This is a genomic window from Edwardsiella piscicida, assembly GCF_021733145.1.
GTDB lineage: Bacteria > Pseudomonadota > Gammaproteobacteria > Enterobacterales > Enterobacteriaceae > Edwardsiella > Edwardsiella piscicida.
Window position 1 is genome coordinate 1 of sequence record NZ_CP090968.1, and the last position, 18759, is coordinate 18759.

18 protein-coding genes and 1 riboswitch are annotated in these 18759 nt (G+C 59.2%); of the genes, 13 read left to right on the forward strand and 5 right to left on the reverse strand.

Features of this window, described 5'->3' with window-relative positions; genetic code table 11:
- From dnaA to L1P05_RS00030, 6 genes are all read left to right on the forward strand, one after another.
- Nucleotides 1-1392, forward strand: a complete 1392-nt coding sequence (gene dnaA / locus L1P05_RS00005) for a chromosomal replication initiator protein DnaA (RefSeq protein WP_109579898.1) — start codon at nucleotides 1-3, stop codon at nucleotides 1390-1392.
- Nucleotides 1393-1416: 24 nt separating this feature from the next.
- The gene (gene dnaN / locus L1P05_RS00010; RefSeq protein WP_012846885.1) at nucleotides 1417-2517 is read left to right on the forward strand and encodes a DNA polymerase III subunit beta; all 1101 of its coding nucleotides are present in this window, start codon (nucleotides 1417-1419) and stop codon (nucleotides 2515-2517) included.
- Between the two features lie 76 nt (nucleotides 2518-2593).
- Nucleotides 2594-3670 (forward strand): DNA replication/repair protein RecF, encoded by a 1077-nt coding sequence (gene recF / locus L1P05_RS00015; RefSeq protein ID WP_012846886.1) that lies wholly within the window; start codon nucleotides 2594-2596, stop codon nucleotides 3668-3670.
- 43 nt (nucleotides 3671-3713) lie between these two features.
- The gene (gene gyrB / locus L1P05_RS00020; RefSeq protein ID WP_012846887.1) at nucleotides 3714-6128 is read left to right on the forward strand and encodes a DNA topoisomerase (ATP-hydrolyzing) subunit B; all 2415 of its coding nucleotides are present in this window, start codon (nucleotides 3714-3716) and stop codon (nucleotides 6126-6128) included.
- Between the two features lie 98 nt (nucleotides 6129-6226).
- Nucleotides 6227-7045, forward strand: a complete 819-nt coding sequence (gene yidA, locus L1P05_RS00025) for a sugar-phosphatase (protein WP_012846888.1) — start codon at nucleotides 6227-6229, stop codon at nucleotides 7043-7045.
- Between the two features lie 85 nt (nucleotides 7046-7130).
- Entirely contained in the window at nucleotides 7131-8429 is a 1299-nt protein-coding gene (locus tag L1P05_RS00030) for a YidR family protein (RefSeq protein WP_012846889.1), read from the forward strand.
- A gap of 6 nt (nucleotides 8430-8435) precedes the next feature.
- On the opposite strand, the gene L1P05_RS00035 is transcribed toward L1P05_RS00030, so the two are convergent.
- Entirely contained in the window at nucleotides 8436-8786 is a 351-nt protein-coding gene (locus L1P05_RS00035) for a YceK/YidQ family lipoprotein (RefSeq protein ID WP_015460647.1), read from the reverse strand.
- Nucleotides 8787-9061: 275 nt separating this feature from the next.
- Between L1P05_RS00035 and ibpA the strand changes: the two genes are divergently transcribed.
- The 3 genes from ibpA (at nucleotide 9062) to L1P05_RS00050 (ending at nucleotide 11510) form a co-directional block, all read left to right on the forward strand.
- Nucleotides 9062-9475 (forward strand): small heat shock chaperone IbpA, encoded by a 414-nt coding sequence (gene ibpA, locus L1P05_RS00040; protein WP_012846891.1) that lies wholly within the window; start codon nucleotides 9062-9064, stop codon nucleotides 9473-9475.
- A gap of 115 nt (nucleotides 9476-9590) precedes the next feature.
- A complete protein-coding gene (gene ibpB / locus L1P05_RS00045) occupies nucleotides 9591-10055 on the forward strand; it encodes a small heat shock chaperone IbpB (RefSeq protein ID WP_012846892.1) in 465 nt (154 codons plus the stop codon).
- 195 nt (nucleotides 10056-10250) lie between these two features.
- Entirely contained in the window at nucleotides 10251-11510 is a 1260-nt protein-coding gene (locus tag L1P05_RS00050; RefSeq protein ID WP_012846893.1) for a valine--pyruvate transaminase, read from the forward strand.
- Between the two features lie 71 nt (nucleotides 11511-11581).
- On the opposite strand, the gene L1P05_RS00055 is transcribed toward L1P05_RS00050, so the two are convergent.
- The 3 genes from L1P05_RS00055 to glyQ form a co-directional block, all read right to left on the reverse strand.
- Nucleotides 11582-12301, reverse strand: a complete 720-nt coding sequence (locus tag L1P05_RS00055; protein ID WP_012846894.1) for a DUF3053 domain-containing protein — start codon at nucleotides 12299-12301, stop codon at nucleotides 11582-11584.
- Nucleotides 12302-12433: 132 nt separating this feature from the next.
- Nucleotides 12434-14503, reverse strand: a complete 2070-nt coding sequence (glyS, locus tag L1P05_RS00060; protein WP_012846895.1) for a glycine--tRNA ligase subunit beta — start codon at nucleotides 14501-14503, stop codon at nucleotides 12434-12436.
- Nucleotides 14504-14512: 9 nt separating this feature from the next.
- Nucleotides 14513-15421 (reverse strand): glycine--tRNA ligase subunit alpha, encoded by a 909-nt coding sequence (gene glyQ, locus L1P05_RS00065; protein ID WP_012846896.1) that lies wholly within the window; start codon nucleotides 15419-15421, stop codon nucleotides 14513-14515.
- Nucleotides 15422-15634: 213 nt separating this feature from the next.
- Here glyQ and L1P05_RS00070 point away from each other — a divergent pair, with 213 nt between their 5' ends.
- From L1P05_RS00070 to L1P05_RS00085, 4 genes are all read left to right on the forward strand, one after another.
- Nucleotides 15635-16234: a DNA-3-methyladenine glycosylase I gene (locus L1P05_RS00070; RefSeq protein WP_012846897.1), complete on the forward strand. Its 600-nt coding sequence runs from the start codon at nucleotides 15635-15637 to the stop codon at nucleotides 16232-16234.
- The gene (locus L1P05_RS00075; RefSeq protein ID WP_014524144.1) at nucleotides 16194-16700 is read left to right on the forward strand and encodes an N-acetyltransferase; all 507 of its coding nucleotides are present in this window, start codon (nucleotides 16194-16196) and stop codon (nucleotides 16698-16700) included. Before L1P05_RS00070 ends, L1P05_RS00075 begins: the two co-directional genes overlap by 41 nt.
- A riboswitch (yybP-ykoY riboswitch) is annotated at nucleotides 16680-16783 on the forward strand. (Overlaps the previous gene by 21 nt.)
- Before the next feature lie 91 nt (nucleotides 16784-16874).
- Nucleotides 16875-17420: a TMEM165/GDT1 family protein gene (locus L1P05_RS00080; protein WP_225857420.1), complete on the forward strand. Its 546-nt coding sequence runs from the start codon at nucleotides 16875-16877 to the stop codon at nucleotides 17418-17420.
- A 148-nt stretch (nucleotides 17421-17568) separates the two neighbouring features.
- The gene (locus tag L1P05_RS00085; RefSeq protein ID WP_012846900.1) at nucleotides 17569-18228 is read left to right on the forward strand and encodes an OmpA family lipoprotein; all 660 of its coding nucleotides are present in this window, start codon (nucleotides 17569-17571) and stop codon (nucleotides 18226-18228) included.
- 38 nt (nucleotides 18229-18266) lie between these two features.
- Here L1P05_RS00085 and tusA read toward each other — a convergent pair whose 3' ends face one another.
- A complete protein-coding gene (gene tusA / locus L1P05_RS00090; RefSeq protein ID WP_014524145.1) occupies nucleotides 18267-18515 on the reverse strand; it encodes a sulfurtransferase TusA in 249 nt (82 codons plus the stop codon).
- Nucleotides 18516-18759 lie beyond the last annotated feature (244 nt).

The window sequence follows — 18759 nt, forward strand, 5'->3', positions numbered from 1 at the left end:
GTGTCACTTTCGCTTTGGCAGCAGTGTCTTGCCCGATTGCAGGATGAGTTACCTGCCACAGAATTCAGCATGTGGATCCGTCCTCTTCAGGCGGAGCTCAGTGACAACACGCTGGCGCTGTATGCGCCCAACCGCTTTGTTCTTGATTGGGTTCGTGATAAATATTTAAATAATATTAATGGGTTACTTAATGATTTTTGCGGTTCCGATGCGCCGGTGCTGCGTTTTGAGGTGGGCAGTAAGCCGGTCGCCCCGGCTGCGGTCAGCAGCGCCGCCAGCAGCGGCGTGAGCGTGGCGCCGGCCGCCGTGCGAACCAGCAGTCCGGCGCGCCCGAGCTGGGAGCGGGTTACCGCCCAGCCGGAGCTCTCCTATCGCTCCAACGTGAATCCTAAGCACACCTTCGATAACTTTGTTGAGGGTAAGTCTAACCAGCTGGCGCGCGCGGCGGCGCGTCAGGTGGCGGATAATCCGGGTGGCGCTTATAACCCCCTGTTTCTATACGGCGGTACCGGCCTGGGTAAAACGCACCTGCTGCATGCGGTCGGCAATGGCATCATGGCGCGTAAGCCGAACGCCAAGGTGGTGTACATGCATTCAGAGCGCTTTGTTCAGGATATGGTCAAAGCGCTGCAGAATAACGCTATCGAAGAGTTCAAGCGCTACTACCGCTCTGTCGATGCGCTGCTGATCGACGATATTCAGTTTTTTGCCAATAAGGAGCGCTCACAGGAGGAGTTTTTCCACACCTTCAATGCGCTGCTGGAAGGCAATCAGCAAATCATCCTGACCTCCGACCGTTATCCTAAAGAGATTAACGGAGTAGAAGATCGCCTGAAGTCGCGCTTCGGCTGGGGACTGACGGTGGCCATCGAGCCGCCGGAGCTGGAGACGCGCGTCGCTATTTTGATGAAGAAAGCCGATGAAAATGACATTCGCCTGCCGGGCGAGGTGGCTTTCTTCATTGCCAAGCGCCTGCGCTCGAACGTCCGCGAGCTGGAGGGGGCGCTGAACCGGGTGATCGCCAATGCCAACTTCACCGGGCGGGCGATCACCATTGATTTTGTCCGCGAAGCGCTGCGTGACTTACTGGCGCTGCAGGAGAAGCTGGTCACCATCGACAACATTCAGAAGACGGTGGCGGAGTACTACAAGATTAAAGTGGCCGACCTGCTGTCCAAGCGCCGTTCCCGCTCCGTTGCCCGCCCGCGCCAGATGGCGATGGCGTTGGCCAAGGAGCTGACTAACCACAGTCTGCCGGAGATCGGCGATGCCTTTGGTGGGCGGGACCATACCACGGTGCTGCACGCCTGCCGCAAGATTGAGCAGCTGCGCGAAGAAAGTCACGACATCAAAGAAGATTTTTCTAATCTAATCAGAACGTTGTCATCCTAATTACCTAATAGTCATCGTAGCGATATGAAATTTATTGTTGAGCGTGAGCATCTTATCAAGCCGTTGCAACAGGTGAGCAGCCCGCTGGGCGGGCGCCCTACGTTGCCGATTCTGGGTAACCTGTTGCTGCAGGTGGAAGATGGCCATCTGTCGCTGACCGGCACCGATCTCGAGATGGAGATGGTGGCCAGGGTGCCCCTGGTACAGCCCCATGAAGCGGGAGCGACGACGGTCCCGGCGCGTAAGTTTCTGGATATTTGCCGCGGTCTGCCGGACGGCGCCGAAATTTCGGTGGCGCTGGACGGCGATCGCATGCTGGTCCGCTCCGGGCGCAGCCGTTTTTCTCTGTCTACCCTACCGGCCGCGGATTTTCCTAACCTGGATGACTGGCAGAGCGAGGTGGAGTTTACCCTGCCGCAGGCGACGCTGAAGCGCCTGATCGAGGCGACGCAGTTTTCCATGGCCCATCAGGATGTCCGCTATTATCTGAATGGCATGCTGTTTGAAACCGAGGGCGAAGAGCTACGTACCGTGGCGACGGACGGCCATCGCCTGGCGGTCTGCTCAATGCCGATCGGTCAGAGCCTGCCGAGCCATTCGGTGATCGTACCGCGTAAAGGCGTTATTGAGCTGATGCGCCTGCTGGACGGCGGCGAGACGCCGCTGCGTTTGCAGATTGGCAGCAATAACCTGCGCGCTCACGTCGGGGGATTCATCTTTACCTCCAAGCTGGTCGATGGCCGTTTCCCTGATTATCGTCGCGTCTTACCGAAGAATCCGGATAAAGCCCTAGAGGCCGGCTGTGACGAGCTGAAGCAGGCCTTTGCCCGCGCGGCGATCCTCTCCAATGAGAAATTCCGCGGCGTACGTCTGCACGTCAGCCATAACCAGCTGAAGATCACGGCCAACAATCCGGAGCAGGAAGAGGCCGAGGAGCTGCTGGACGTGGACTATCCGGGCAGCGATCTCGAGATTGGCTTTAACGTGAGCTACGTTCTGGATGTGCTAAACGCCCTGAAGTGTGAGCGTGTGGTGATGATGCTGACGGATGCGGTTTCCAGCGTACAGATAGAAGATGCCGCCAGCCAGGCAGCGGTGTATGTCGTGATGCCGATGCGTCTGTAACGATGGTGACACTTTGCTCACGTAGTGAGTCAGCGCGCCGCGCCGAATCTGCCGCGGCCATGGTAGGGCGGTGTGCATGGCATTGACCCGTCTCGTGATCCGTGATTTTCGTAACATCGAAGACGCCGATCTCGCGTTGGCCCCAGGATTTAATTTTCTGGTCGGCGCCAACGGCAGTGGAAAGACCAGCGTGCTGGAGGCTATCTATACGCTGGGGCACGGGCGGGCGTTTCGCAGCCTGCAGGCCGGGCGGGTGATCCGTCATGACTGCGCCGCGTTTGTGCTGCATGGTCGTATTGATGACGGCGGCGGGCGGGAGCTGGCGGTCGGGCTGAGCAAGGATCGCCAGGGGGACAGCAAGGTTCGCATCGACGGCAGCGACGGCCATAAAGTGGCTGAGCTGGCGCAGATGCTGCCGATGCAGCTGATCACCCCCGAGGGGTTCACCCTGCTCAACGGCGGACCTAAATACCGTCGGGCCTTCCTAGACTGGGGCTGTTTTCACGGTGATCGGGGCTTTTTTACCGCGTGGAACAATCTGCGGCGGGTGTTGAAGCAGCGCAACGCCGCACTGCGTCAGGTGACGCGCTATGCCCAAATCCGGCCCTGGGATCAGGAGCTGGTGCCGCTGGCCGAACAGGTCAGCGCGCTGCGGGCGGCCTACAGTGAGGCTATCGCACAGGACATTGCGGCGACCTGCAGCCAGTTTTTACCGGAGTATGCGCTATCCTTTTCGTTTATGCGCGGCTGGGATCGCGAAAGCGACTATGCCGCGCTGCTGGAGCGTCACTTTGAGCGCGATCGGGCGCTGACCTATACCGCGCTGGGGCCGCACAAGGCGGACTTCCGCATCCGCGCCGACGGTACGCCGGTTGAGGATTTGCTGTCGCGCGGGCAGCTAAAACTGTTGATGTGCGCGCTGCGCCTCGCACAGGGAGAATACCTGACGCGCCACAGCGGCCGTCAGTGTCTGTATCTGATCGATGACTTCGCCTCTGAGCTGGATGCCGGGCGGCGCCGTTTGCTTGCCGAACGGCTGAAAGCCACTGGCGCACAGGTGTTTGTCAGCGCAGTCAACGCCGATCAGGTCGGCGACATGGTTGATGAAAAGGGCAAGATGTTCCGCGTGGAACAGGGTAAAATAGCCGTTTAGATTCGATTTATTACGATAGTTATCCAATGAGCGAGAAAGGCTGATGTCAAATACGTATGACTCCTCAAGTATCAAGGTATTAAAAGGGCTGGATGCCGTTCGTAAGCGCCCGGGCATGTACATCGGGGATACCGATGATGGTACGGGTCTGCACCACATGGTGTTTGAGGTGGTGGATAACGCGATTGACGAAGCGCTCGCTGGTTATTGCAAAGATATCATCGTCACCATTCACAGTGACAACTCCGTCTCCGTACAGGATGACGGCCGCGGCATCCCAACCGGCATTCACCCGGAGGAGGGCGTCTCTGCCGCCGAGGTCATCATGACCGTGCTGCACGCCGGCGGTAAGTTTGACGATAACTCCTATAAGGTCTCCGGCGGCCTGCACGGCGTGGGGGTTTCCGTGGTGAACGCCCTGTCTGAAAAGCTGGAGCTGGTGATCCGTCGCGACGGCCATGTCCATGAGCAAATCTACCGACACGGTGTGCCGGCGGCGCCGCTGAAAGTGGTTGGCGACACCGAGCAGACCGGTACTCGCGTGCGTTTCTGGCCGAGCATGGAGACCTTCAGCAATGTGGTCGAATTCCAGTATGACATTCTGGCTAAGCGCCTGCGCGAACTCTCTTTCCTGAACTCCGGCGTCTCCATCCGCCTGCGCGATAAACGCAACGATCGCGAAGATCATTTCCACTATGAGGGTGGGATTAAGGCGTTTGTCGAGTATCTGAACAAGAACAAAACGCCAATCCATCCGAACGTGTTTTACTTTTCGACCATGAAGGATGATATCGGCGTAGAAGTGGCGCTGCAGTGGAACGATGGCTTCCAGGAGAATATCTACTGCTTTACCAATAACATCCCGCAGCGCGACGGCGGGACCCATTTGGCCGGTTTCCGTGCGGCGATGACCCGTACGCTGAACAGCTACATGGAAAACGAAGGCTATACCAAGAAGAGCAAAATCTCCGCTACCGGTGACGACGCGCGTGAGGGGCTGATTGCCGTGGTGTCCGTGAAGGTGCCGGACCCCAAGTTCTCCTCTCAGACCAAGGATAAGCTGGTCTCTTCGGAGGTGAAATCCGCCGTTGAGTCGCTGATGAACGAGCGTCTGGCTGAATACCTGCTGGAAAACCCCAGTGATGCCAAAATCGTCGTCGGCAAAATCATCGACGCGGCCCGCGCACGTGAAGCCGCGCGTAAGGCCCGTGAGATGACCCGCCGCAAGGGTGCGCTGGATCTGGCCGGCCTGCCGGGCAAGCTGGCGGACTGCCAGGAGCGCGACCCCGCCCACTCAGAGCTTTACTTAGTGGAAGGGGACTCCGCGGGCGGCTCTGCCAAGCAGGGACGTAACCGTAAGAATCAGGCCATCCTGCCGCTGAAGGGGAAAATCCTCAACGTCGAGAAGGCGCGCTTCGACAAGATGCTCTCCTCGCAGGAGGTCGCGACCCTGATCACCGCGCTGGGCTGCGGCATTGGCCGGGATGAGTACAACCCGGATAAGCTGCGCTACCACAGCATTATCATCATGACCGATGCCGACGTCGACGGCTCGCACATCCGTACGCTGCTGTTGACCTTCTTCTATCGTCAGATGCCGGAAATTATCGAGCGCGGCCATGTATATATTGCTCAGCCGCCGCTGTACAAGGTGAAAAAAGGCAAGCAGGAGCAGTACATTAAAGACGATGAGGCGATGGATCAGTATCAGATGTCCATCGCGCTGGACGGCGCCGCCCTGCATATCAACGCTGCCGCGCCCGCGCTGGCCGGTGAGCCGCTGGAAAAACTGGTGGCGGAGCATTATCAGGTGCAGAAGCTGATCGGTCGCATGGAGCGTCGCTATCCCAAGGCGGTGCTGAATCAGCTTATCTATCAGCCGACCCTTAGCGAAGCCGATCTGGGGAACCAGGCGCAGGTTGAGCAGTGGATTAACTCGCTGGTGGCAACGCTGAACGAGAAAGAGCAGCACGGTAGCGTCTATAGCGCCCGCGTTCTGGAGAATCGCGAGCGTCAGATGTTTGAGCCGCTGGTGCGCGTGCGTACCCACGGCGTGGATACCGACTACGCGTTTGACTTTGACTTTGTTCACGGCGCCGAATATCGCCGCATCTGCGCGCTGGGCGAAAAGCTGCGCGACCTGCTGGAAGAGAGCGCTTTCGTGGAGCGTGGCGAACGTCGTCAGCCGGTGGCCAGCTTTGAGCAGGCGTTGGACTGGCTGGTGAAGGAGTCGCGTCGTGGCCTGGCCATTCAGCGCTACAAAGGGCTGGGTGAAATGAACCCGGAGCAGCTGTGGGAAACCACCATGGATCCGGAAGGGCGCCGTATGCTGCGCGTGACCATCAAGGATGCGGTGGCGGCCGATCAGCTGTTCACCACCCTGATGGGGGATGCGGTAGAGCCGCGCCGGGCCTTTATTGAAGAGAACGCGCTTAAAGCGTCCAATCTGGACTTTTAATTGCGCCGGATATAAGTGGTTTAAAAGGGACGGAAACGTCCCTTTTTGCTGTGGGTTAATCTGCACTGACCAGCGTGTATTGAATAAGGGAGCCAATCATGCCAATTAAACTGATCGCTATCGATTTGGATGGAACGCTGCTGAACGAGGCGCGGGAAATTACACCAGCGGTGAAAGCCGCTATCGCTGACGCGCGTCGACGGGGAGTTAAGGTGGTGCTGGCTACCGGCCGCCCGCTGATCGGGGTGCGCCCTTACCTGCGCGAGCTGGCGCTGGATGTCGCCGGGGAGTATTGCCTGTGCAATAACGGGGGGCTGATTGTCCATGCCGATAGCGGAGAGACCCTATTTGAGACCGCGTTGGACTATGGCGACTACCGTTATCTGGAGGCGCTGGCGCGTGAGGTAGACTGCCATTTTCATGCGCTGGACGCTGAGCGTCTGTTTACTGCCAATAGGGATATCAGTAAGTACACGGTGCATGAATCCTTTATTACCGGCATTCCGCTGTATTTTTGCCCGGTAGAGCAGATGGCTCCCTCCCTGCGTTTCCCCAAGGTGATGATGATCGATCACCCTGAGGTGCTGGAAGCGGCGATCGCGCGCATTCCCGCGCAGGCGTATCAACGCTATACCCTGCTGCGCAGCAGCCCGTTCTTCCTCGAGATCCTGCATCGCGACGTGGACAAAGGGAAAGGGATCGCGCGTTTGGCCGAGCATCTGGGTATCGACCGTCAGCATGTGATGTGTATTGGCGACCACGGTAACGATCTGGCGATGATTGACTACGCCGGTCTGGGGGTGGCGATGGGCAACGCCGAGCCGGCCATTCTGGCCGCAGCGCAGTATGTGACGGCCAGTAACCGCGAAGATGGCGTGGCGCAGGCTATCCAGCGCTGGGTTCTCAATGCGGCGTAAGCCGCTGTGTAAAATGCCGTTTATGGATAGTCTCTCCGGCGGGCCTGGTTTATGCTGGTAAAAACAGGCCGCCAGGGGGCTAATTATGCGCCATCCGTCAGAGTTACAGCTTACCGATGATGCCCGCGGGCATCAGTTGACCAATACCCATGTCTGGACACCCGACAGCCGCTGGATAGCCTATGACGTGCGTCCGCGTGGTTCGACATTTAGCGGCGAGACCATTGAGCGGGTCAGCGTGCCCGATGGTCAGACGCAGTGCCTCTACCGCGCCGTCGACGGCGCCTGCGTTGGCGTGGTAACGGTGGCGCCAACGTCGCCGGAGCGCTATGTCTTTATTCACGGGCCGGAGCATCCAGACGCGCTCTGGCAGTACGATTTTCACCATCGGCGCGGGGTGATCGTCAGCGCTGAGCATCCCGACGTCGCAGAGACGCTGGACGCGCTGGATATCACGCCCCCCTATACTCCCGGCGCCCTGCGCGGCGGTTCCCACGTACACGTTTTTAGCCCCGATGCGTCGCGCCTGAGCTTTACCTATAACGATCATGTGATGCACGAGGACTGTCCTGAGCGCGATCAGCGCAACGTGGGGGTCGCGCTGTCGGGAGCGTCGGTACGCTCCGCCAAGTCGCATCCGCGTGAGTATGACGGCAGCCATTTCTGCGTACTGGTAACCCACACGACGCCAGCGCCGCGTCCCGGCAGCGATGATATCACCCGGGCCTATGAGGAGGGTTGGGTCGGTCATCGGGGATACCTGAAGCCCGACGGCCTGCGTCAGCGCTGGGCGCTGGCATTTATCGGCGATACGCTGTCTGAGGATGGCCAGCGTGTGCCGGAGCTGTTTATCGTCGACCTGCCTGAAGAGGATAGTGCCTATCGCCAGGCTGGCGTCTCCCCGCTGCAGGGGACCGGGAGCACCCTGCCGGCGCCGCCGGCCGGCGTATCGCAGCGGCGATTGACGTTTACCCATTCCCGGCGCTATCCCGGCCTGGCGACGCTCCCGCGGCACTGGGTTCGCAGCGCGCCGGACGGTGGGAGTCTCGCGTTTCTGATGCGGGACGACAATGGTGTGGTACAGCTGTGGCGCGTATCGCCTAACGGCGGTGAGCTACGTCAGGTGACTCACGGAGGATATGACGTACAGTCCGCCTTTAACTGGCATCCGGACGGGCGCTCGGTGCTGATGGTGATGGATAACAGCGTGGTGCGCTGCGATGTGGCCAGCGGAGCGGTCACCCGGATCACCGAGCGTACGGCGCAGCCCCCCTGCGCTGATGCCGTCATACCGTCGCCGGATGGCCGCTGGGTAGCCTATATGCGAGAGGTCAACGGCTGGGCGCAAATTTTCGTCGCCCGCCTGACCACGGATGACGAGTAGCTGCGGTCAGTTCTCTAGCGCAGCCGGCGGCGCCATACCGCTGGCTGCGCTGGCCTGTTCGGCGCGCTGCACGCGGGCGCGCGGCGACGCCGTGGCCGGATCGTCGTCGGCGCGGTAGTAGTCATAGGGCAGTAGCAGCGTATCGGCGACCGCCGACAGCGGTAGATCCAGGGCTAACAGCGGGCGCATGGCCCAGCCGCTTTCCTCGCTGCCGATCATTTGCAGATCGTTTTTGGTGCCCGCGTAGTAGCCCTGATGAGGGCCGACGCGCGTCATGACGCTGGAGCATCCGCTACTGAGTAACAGCATACCCCCGGCAAACAGGAGCGTGGTATGGCGCACGAAGGGTGTAGTCATAGTGTCATCCTGGGCTGATTCCAATCTGCCGCCGTCTCTTTCCGGCAACGTTGCTTAGCATATACTGGAATATTGACGCCGTGTTTGTTTTTCAGCCAAATTTTGTCAATGTGTGCTGTATCATAAAATTTAGACGATACCGCTTGAAAACGTCAGGATCGTCGCCATCTTATTATCAGAGCAATGATGGATACGCCGATAGGGTATTCATTTAATCAATCTGTCCATTGGGAAGATTATTTCATCCTCGCTGCATTGTTTAGGAGGCTGTCGCTATGCGTAATTTTGATTTGGCACCGTTGTACCGCTCCGCCATCGGATTTGATCGTTTATTCAATCTTATTGAGTCGGGGCAGAATAATACCAATGGAGGGTATCCTCCGTATAATGTTGAACTGGTAGATGATAATCACTACCGTATTTCTATTGCCGTCGCTGGCTTTGATGAGGCGGAGCTTGAGATAACGTCTCACGCTAACTCACTGATGGTTAAAGGCTCTCATCAGGCGATCGACAAGCAGCGAACCTATTTGTATCAGGGGATCGCTGAACGTAATTTTGAACGTAAATTTCAGCTGGCTGAACATATTCATATAAAAGGCGCACGGCTGGAGAATGGACTATTATTTATCGATTTGGAGCGGATCATTCCCGAGTCGCAGCAGGCACGTAAGATTGCCATAAAATAACGGCAGTTGGCTGGTTAACTAACGCTACTTTTGCCTGCCTTTGGGGGCAATGCAGGTGGAAATAGTTCCACCTGAGCATTATTAACATCTCGCTTCGTAGAAGGAGTATAGGAACATGCGTAATTATGATCTTTCACCGTTAATGCGTCAGTGGATTGGTTTTGACAAGCTGGCTAATGCCATGCAGACCTCGCTGGAGCCGCAGGGATTTCCACCCTATAACATTGAAAAGAGTGACGATAACCACTACCGCATCTCTCTCGCTCTGGCGGGATTTCGCCAGAGTGAGCTGGATATTGAGGTTGAAGGCCCGCGCCTGACGGTGCGCGGCAACCCGGTCAAACCGGAAAAGCCGGTGGAGTACCTGCATCAGGGGCTGGTGTGTAAGGCCTTTGAATTAAGCTTTACCCTGGCAGAACACCTGACGGTAGAGGGCGCCGCCTTTGAAAACGGTCTATTGAATATCGATCTGGTGCGTCACGTACCGGAGGCGCTCCAGCCGCAGCGCATTATCATCGGCGCCGCGCAGCGCGATCCCGCGGCGCTTGAGTGCCGGGATGAACCGAACACCCAACAGTAATAATCAGATCGACCATACCCTCCGCGGGTATAAACCCTCTCGATTTGGCGCAGCCGCGGCTGCGCCTTTTTTTATTCTGTAATTTTTAATTTTTACAGAATAATCAAAATAAAGGGGCTACGCGGCTGACTTGTCGCATCGGCTCACTGCGGGTAAGGTGGTTTTTTTTATTCCTAACCGTCCGCGTGGTCCGCTATGACGTTTTCTGCTTTTGGCGAGAGATTTACCCGTTACTCCGCAATCACCCGTCTGATGGACGATCTCAATAATGGTCTGCGCACGCCAGGCGCCGTTATGCTGGGCGGCGGTAACCCGGCGCGGATTGCGCAAATGGATGCGTATTTTACCTCCCTATGCGGTGAGCTGCTGGAGGAGGGGACGCTGGGCGAAGCGCTGTGTAACTATGATGGGCCACAGGGTAAGGATACGCTGCTGGAGGCGTTGGCCAGACTGCTGTCAGAACAGTATGGCTGGCCGATTGGGCCACAAAATATTGCGCTGACTAACGGTAGTCAGAGCGCGTTTTTCTACCTTTTTAACCTGTTTGCGGGACGGTGCAGCGATGGCACTCGGCGGCGGGTCCTGTTTCCGCTGGCGCCGGAGTATATCGGCTATGCCGACGCCGGCCTGGAGGATGATCTGTTTGTGGCGCTTAAGCCCAGCATTGCCCTGCTGCCGCAGGGGCAGTTCAAGTACCATATCGACTTCGATCGCCTGAAGATTGAGGATGACATTGGCCTGATCTGCGTATCGCGGCCAACCAACCCAACCGGAAACGTGCTGACGGATGAAGAGCTTACCCGCCTAGACGCGCTGGCGCGGCAGCATCGCGTCCCGCTGCTGATCGACAACGCCTACGGGGTACCCTTTCCCGGCATCATCTTTACCGAGGCGACGCCGCTGTGGAACCCGAATACGATCCTGTGTATGAGTTTGTCGAAGCTAGGGTTGCCGGGCGTACGCTGCGGGATCGTGGTGGCTGACGAACGAACCATTCAGGCGCTGAGCAATATGAACGGCGTCATCAGTCTCTCTCCGGGCAGCATGGGTCCCGCGCTGGCGCTGCGCATGATCGAGCGTGGCGATCTGCTGCGGCTGAGCCGTGAGGTGATCCGCCCGTTCTATCAGCAGCGCGTTGACCAGACGCTGGCGATTATTCGCCGCTATCTGCCGGAGGAGCGCTGTCTGATCCACCGGCCTGAGGGGGCGATTTTTCTTTGGCTATGGTTTAAGGATCTGCCGATTGGCAGCGAGGAGCTGTATCAGCGGCTGAAACAGCGCGGCGTACTGATGGTTCCCGGCGACTATTTCTTCCCCGGGCTAGCGCAGGCGTGGCCGCATACCCGGCAGTGTATGCGCATGAACTATGTGCCCGATCCGACGTTGATTGAGCGCGGGGTGCAGATCCTGGCAGAAGAGGTTGAGCGCGCCTACCGCGAAGCGGGCGCCGCCTAGCGAGGCATTCGCCGTCACAATAAAAAACCCGGCATCGGCGCCGGGTTTTTTATTGTCTTGAGACAGGCCGTTTAGTTCTGCAGCAGCCCGGCATTTTGCTGCTTTGCCGCCATCAGCGTCTGGTATTTGGCGGACAGATCGCGCATCAGCTGGTTGTACTGATCGACCTGAGCCTGAGTTTGCAGCTGTACGCCCTGATTATCGAAGCGCGCCTGCGGTCCCAGATTTTGTAGGAAATCACCGACCTGTACCAGCGTTTGGGCGACATCTGCCGCCTGCGGGATCATCGGCATAACGGCGTTGCTGGGGCCGGTGACAATCTTGGTGAAGGCTTTATCGAAGACGGCTTTGACCTCTTCAGGCTGCTTCAGCGTGGCATAGGCGCCGTCGGCCTGAGCCTTGGCACTCTGGATCTGCTGGCCCAGCATGTTCAGCGCGCCAAGCTCCTGCTGCAGACGATCGCGCTGGGTCAGATACTCCTGCGGGGTACGGATCTGCTGCAGGGTACTGAACAGCGGCGTCATGCTGGCTTCCATGGCGCGGTTAAAGTTCTGAGAAAAGGTGACCAGGACAGCATAGTCGCCGGCATAGTGCCCCAGCTGCTGTTTTTGGGCCTCGCTCAGGGTGGGGATCGTAACGCTGCCGCGCATTACCGTATTCTGTAGATAGTCGATAAAGGCTTTTTGCTGCTCTTTATCGCTATCGCCGCAGCCACTCAGCTGCATGACTAAAAAGAGTGCCATAACGGGCATCAGCAGGCGCTGTGCCCATGTTTTTACTGCGAAGGTCATGTGAGTGACTCCTGTAAACCGCGCAAGAATGGTACGAAATCTGTCAATCTAGTGTACCCCGTAAAATGCGGGATAACAGCCATAAAGTAAAAAACCCGCCTGACGGCGGGTTCGATAGCCTGCTCTGCTAACCTACTGCAGAACGGAGATGTCGGCGACCTGCAGGAACAGATCGCGCAGCTTGTTCAGCAGCGTCAGGCGGTTGATGCGGACCTGCTCATCGTCGGCCATGACCATAACCTGCTCGAAGAAGTCATCGACTGGCTGACGCAGGGTAGCCAGCTCAACCAGCGCTTCCTGATAGCGGCCGTCGGCGAACAGCGGCGCCAGCTTCTCCTGCAGCGTGATCAGGTTGGCCGCCAGGCGGATTTCCGCCGGCTCTTTCAGTAGGACGGCCTGAACCTGTTCAGCCAGGACATCGCCTGATTTGGCCAGGATATTGGAGACGCGCTTGTTCGCGGCGGCCAGCGTAGCGGCCTCCGGCAGCGTACGGAAGTGGCTGACGGCGCGTACGCGGGCGTCGAAGTCGGCCGGACGGGTCGGACGGCGCGCCAGCACCGCCTGAATGGTGTCAACGGCATGGCCCTCTTCTTGATACCACGCGCGGAAGCGGCCCAGCATAAACTCCACGACGTCATCGACGACGTTGGCGTTGCTCAGCTTGTCGCCGTACAGGCGCACGGCTTCCTGCGTCAGGGTCAGCAGATCCAGCGGCAGCTTTTTCTCTACGACGATACGCAGTACGCCCAGTGCGGCGCGGCGCAGCGCAAACGGATCTTTATCGCCCTTCGGATGCTGGCCGATGCCGAAGATCCCCGCCAGGGTATCCATTTTATCGGCAATGGCGACAGCGCAGGCGACCAGAGAGGTGGGCAGCGCATCGCCGGCAAAGCGCGGCATATACTGTTCGTTCAGGGCGACGGCGACCTCGTCGGCCTCGCCGTCGTGGCGAGCATAGTGCATCCCCATGACCCCCTGGGTGTCGGTGAACTCAAACACCATGTTGGTCATCAGGTCACACTTGGAGAGCAGGCCCGCGCGGGTTGCCATATTGACATCGGCGCCGATCTGCTGGGCAATCCAGCCGGCCAGCGCGGTGATGCGATCGGTCTTATCACGCAGGCTGCCCAGCTGCTGCTGGAACAGCACGGTCTCCAGACGCGGCAGATTGTCCTCAAGGCGCTGCTTACGGTCGGTTTTGAAGAAGAACTCGGCGTCGGCCAGACGCGGACGCACGACCTTCTCGTTGCCAGAGATGATCTGCTGGGCATCTTTGGAGTCAATATTGGCGACAAAGATGAAGTTTGGCAGCAGCTTGCCCGCCGCATCGTAAACCGGGAAGTATTTCTGGTCACCTTTCATGGTGTATACCAGCGCCTCTGCCGGAACGGCGAGGAATTTCTCTTCGAACTTGGCGGTCAGTACGACCGGCCATTCGACCAGAGAGGTGACCTCTTCCAGCAGGCTGTCGCTCAGATCGGCTACGCCGCCGATGCGGGCCGCAGCGGCTTCGGCATCGCGCTTGATCAGCGCCTTGCGGGCGTCATAGTCAGCGATAACCTTGCCACGCTCCAGCAGGATCTGCGGATACTGATCGGCGCTGTCGATGGTGAACTCGGCTTCGCCCATAAAGCGGTGGCCGCGGATGACGCGATCGGACGGCACCCCAAGGATCGTCGCCGGAATGCTTTCGCTGCCCAGCAGCAGGGTGACGGTATGTACCGGGCGGACAAACTGCGTATCGCTGTCGCCCCAGCGCATCAGCTTGGGGATAGGCAGGCGTGACAGGGCGTTGGCGACCCGCGTCGGCAGCAGATCCTGGGCACGTTGCCCTTTCTGCAGCGCGCGGTACAGCAGCCACTCGCCTTTGTCGGTGCTCAGGCGGTCGGCCTGATCGACGCTGATGCCACAGCCGCGGGCCCAGCCCTCGGCCGCCTTGGTCGGCTTACCGTCGGCGTCGAACGCCTGGGCGATGGCCGGACCCCGTTTCTCGATCTCGCGATCGGGCTGCGCCGCGTTCAGGGCGGCGACTTTCAGCGCCAGGCGGCGCGGTGCGGCGAACCATTCGATATCGCCGTGCGCCAGACCGGCATTATCCAGTTCTGTGCGGAAGTTGTCGGCAAAGGCCTGCGCCAGGGAGCGAAGTGCTTTCGGCGGCAGCTCTTCCGTGCCGATTTCAACCAGGAAAGTCTGTTGCGTCATGGCTGCCTCTTAATCTTTTTTACACATCGGGAAGCCCAGCGCCTCGCGGGAGGCGTAGTAGGCTTCGGCGACCATTTTGGTCAGGGTACGGATGCGCAGGATGTAGCGCTGGCGCTCGGTCACGGAGATCGCTTTGCGGGCATCCAGCAGGTTGAAGCTATGGGCAGCCTTCAGAATGCGCTCATAGGCCGGCAGCGGCAGCGGGTGCTCCAGCTCCAGCAGCATGCGGGCTTCTTTTTCGTACTGTTCAAAGCAGGCGAACAGGAAATCGACGTCAGCGTATTCGAAGTTATAGGTGGACTGCTCCACTTCGTTCTGGTGGAACACGTCGCCGTAGGTGGTTTTACCCAGCGGGCCATCGCTCCATACCAGGTCGTAGACGCTATCGACGCCCTGGATATACATGGCCAGACGCTCTAAGCCGTAGGTGATTTCACCGGTAACCGGCTTACACTCCAGGCCACCCACCTGCTGGAAGTAGGTGAACTGGGTGACTTCCATACCGTTGAGCCAGACTTCCCAGCCAAGGCCCCAGGCACCCAGGGTCGGGTTTTCCCAGTTATCCTCAACAAAGCGGATATCATGCACGGTGGGATCCAGTCCCAGCGCTTTGAGTGAGCCCAGGTACAGTTCCTGAATGTTGTCCGGTGACGGCTTGATCACGACCTGAAACTGGTAGTAATGCTGCAGTCGGTTCGGGTTCTCGCCGTAGCGGCCATCGGTCGGACGGCGGGACGGTTGTACATAGGCGGTCGCCATCGGCTCTGGGCCCAGCGCTCGCAGGCAGGTCATCGGATGGGAAGTGCCGGCGCCGACTTCCATGTCCAGCGGTTGGACGATGGTGCAGCCCTGGCGCGCCCAATAGTCCTGCAGAGTCAGGATCAGCCCCTGAAAGGTCTTGATATCAAACTTTTGCATGTTGGATGTGTTCGCACGCGTTCAAGTGGATTGAAACAGAAAGGATCAGTATACCGCCTGAGCGTAAGATATACAGCAATAGTGCGACAAGGCGCGCTTTTTTAGCCCGCAGGCGCCGCTATTGCGGATTTTACGTGCAAAATATCGCATCAACGCCGGGCGCTGACGCTCTGGCAGGGTATGATGCGCTGAAGACTGTTATCGGGAGAACGTATGGACGACCACGCGCCGCCGCGCTGTGCCTGGGTTTCGGCCGATCCGCTGTATATCGCCTATCACGATCATGAGTGGGGTAGGCCGCTGTATGACGGGCAGGCGTTGTTCGAACTGCTGTGTCTGGAAGGACAGCAGGCCGGGCTCTCCTGGCTGACGGTGCTGAAAAAGCGTCAACGTTACCGGCAGGCTTTCCATGGCTTTGATCCCGCCAAGGTGGCGGCGATGACGGCAGAGGATATCGCTGACCTGCTGTTGGACCAGGGGCTAATCCGCAACCGGCGCAAGCTGGAGGCGATCGTCACCAATGCCCGGGCCCTGCTGGCGATGGCGCAGCGCGGCGAGGCGTTTTCGGCCTTTATCTGGTCGTTCGTCGGCGGGGCACCGCTGGCGCCGCCGGAGGGCGGATGGCAGGCGCTGACGCACACGTCGGTTTCTGATGCCCTGGCCCGCGCGCTGAAGCAGCGCGGTTTTACCTTTGTCGGCACCACGATCTGCTACGCCTTCATGCAGGCCTGTGGGATGGTGAATGACCATATGCCCGGCTGCTGTCTGTACCATGATGCGTCCCCTGTATCTGCGTCCGGCCAGGCCCGCTGATACGTCGGCGCTGCTGGCGCTGTGGCTGAAGCTGACGATCCAGGCTCACCCGGCGATACCGCCCGGCTACTGGCGCGCCAGCCTGCCGTGGGTGCGCGATGCCTATCTGCCGGAGGGGCAGACGTGGCTGGCGACCGACCGTGGACGGATCGGCGGCTTTATCTGCATATTGCCTGGCCATCTGCTCGGTGCGCTGTTCGTGGCGCGGCGCTACCGCGGACGCGGCGTGGCACAGCGCCTGATGCGCCACGCTAAACGCCACCATCCCTGGCTGCTGTTAGAGGCATACTGTGCCAACCTGCGGGCGCAGGCTTTTTACCGCCGTCAGGGGTTTCACTGCATCGACAGACAGATCCAGGCGCAGACCGGTCAGGCGGTGGCCACGCTGCTGTGGCAGCGTAGGGCGGTGCTTGAGAAAAGCGAGCGTCTTGATTACACTGCGCGCTCTTCCGTCATGGGGGAGTAGTCTGTCGGTGCGCCAGCGCCGACGCTGACGTCAACAAACTTGGTGTTATCACCATGGCGTCAGCGCCCGTCACGAGATGGGTTGACGAGACCTGTGGCCGGCCAAGGCGCACTCCGGGGTGAGGGCCTGGTCGCGCCATGTGTCTATGAGACTCACCCCGGTATATGTTCCGCTGTGTCCATTATTCTTACTTCGATGAGCTCCGTCGCCCTGGCTGAAATCGGCGATAAAACTCAGCTTTTGACGCTGCTGCTGGTAGCGCGCTTTGGTAAGCCTTTCCTGATCCTGTTGGCAATTATTCTGGCAACGCTGGTTAACCACTACTTTGCTGCCCTGATAGGGGAGCTGGTCACGCAGTTTCTCAGTCCGCAGATTATGCGCTGGATGGTGGCGGCGGGCTTCTTGGCCATGGCCGTGTGGGTACTGTTTCCCGATAAAGATGACGGTGAGATCCGCGGGGGGCATCCCTTCTGGACGTCGCTGGTGGTGTTCTTTCTGGCTGAGATTGGCGATAAGACCCAGATTGCGACCGTCCTGCTGGGCGCGCACTATCAGCATATTACCTGGGTCGTCCTGGGGTCGACGCTGGGGATGGTGCTGGCCAATGCGCCGATGCTGTGGTTCGGTGCTCGGCTGCAGCCCTACCTGAAGAGCGGTTGGGGAAGGCGACTTTCTTCTCTGCTGTTTGCGATTTTAGGAGTTGTTACCCTTATCCTGTGACGTGATTTTTGCTCCACTCATACTGAACCAATGCCCACCGAGCCGGTCAGACGGGGGCAGCGCGACCGCGGCAGGTGCCGCGCATCGCGCATCACGCTATCTTGACGTCCCCGGGAGCGGGGACATTTATCGACATTGAGGTTTATTCATGAAAAAAAGCCGTTTTTGCATCGCAGGCCTGATCAGTGCGGCGCTGATCCTTTCCGGATGTACCACCAATCCCTATACCGGTGAGTCTCAGGCTGGGAAGTCCGGCGTCGGCGCCGGCTTGGGTGCCCTGCTGGGCGCCGGCGTGGGCGCACTCTCCTCTTCTAAGAGCGATCGTGGTAAGGGGGCGCTGATCGGCGCGGCGGCGGGTGCGGCGCTGGGCGGCGGCATCGGTTATTACATGGATGTGCAAGAGGCGAAGCTGCGCGACAAGATGCGCGGTACCGGGGTGAGCGTCACCCGTCAGGGCGATAACATTGTCCTGAATATGCCGAATAACGTGACCTTTGATTCGAATAGCAGCAATCTGAAGCCGGCCGGTGCCAATACACTGACCGGGGTGGCGATGGTGCTGAAGGAGTACCAGAAAACGGCGGTTAACGTCGTGGGCTATACCGATAGCACCGGTAGCCGCGATCTGAACATGCGCCTGTCACAGCAGCGCGCCGACAGCGTTGCCAGCGCGCTGATCGTTCAGGGCGTGTCCGCGGGACGCATTCGCACCATCGGCATGGGGCCGGCGAACCCGATTGCAACGAACAGCACTGCCGCGGGGAAAGCACAAAACCGCCGCGTGGAAATCACTCTTAGCCCGCTGTAAGGGGCTAAGCCATGGGGTGCCCGGCCTGGTCGGGCAGCTCAGGCGCCGCCTTTGCGCAGCAGATAGCGGTAGGGCGTCTGCTCGATCTCCTGCGCCAGCAGGGCGTGATCCATAAAACGGCAGAAGCCGGGAATATCGCGGGTGGTGGCCGGATCGTCGGCGATGATCAGCAGGGTTTCACCCGCCGCCATATGGCGTACGGCCTTGCGTACCATCATTACCGGCTCCGGGCAGCGCAGGCCCAGAGCGTCTAGGGTTTTGTCCGGATTGGCGAACAGATCGGTCATGGCAGGTCTCTGAATAGCGCCGTTCAGGGCGGTCGCACGAATAAATAATCTCACGTCGCTAGGGCGTATCCCGTCATTGGCCGTGCGCGTCGCTGACGTGCGCCGTTACGGGACGCGCCCTAGTGTACCCGGCGCAGCGCAGGCTGCAAAGGGCGTTAACGATTGCGTGAAAAATAACCGTTGCATCGTGGCGAGAGCCGGGTATGATCGCCGCCGCATCCGTTAAGGATGATCGTTTTCTTGG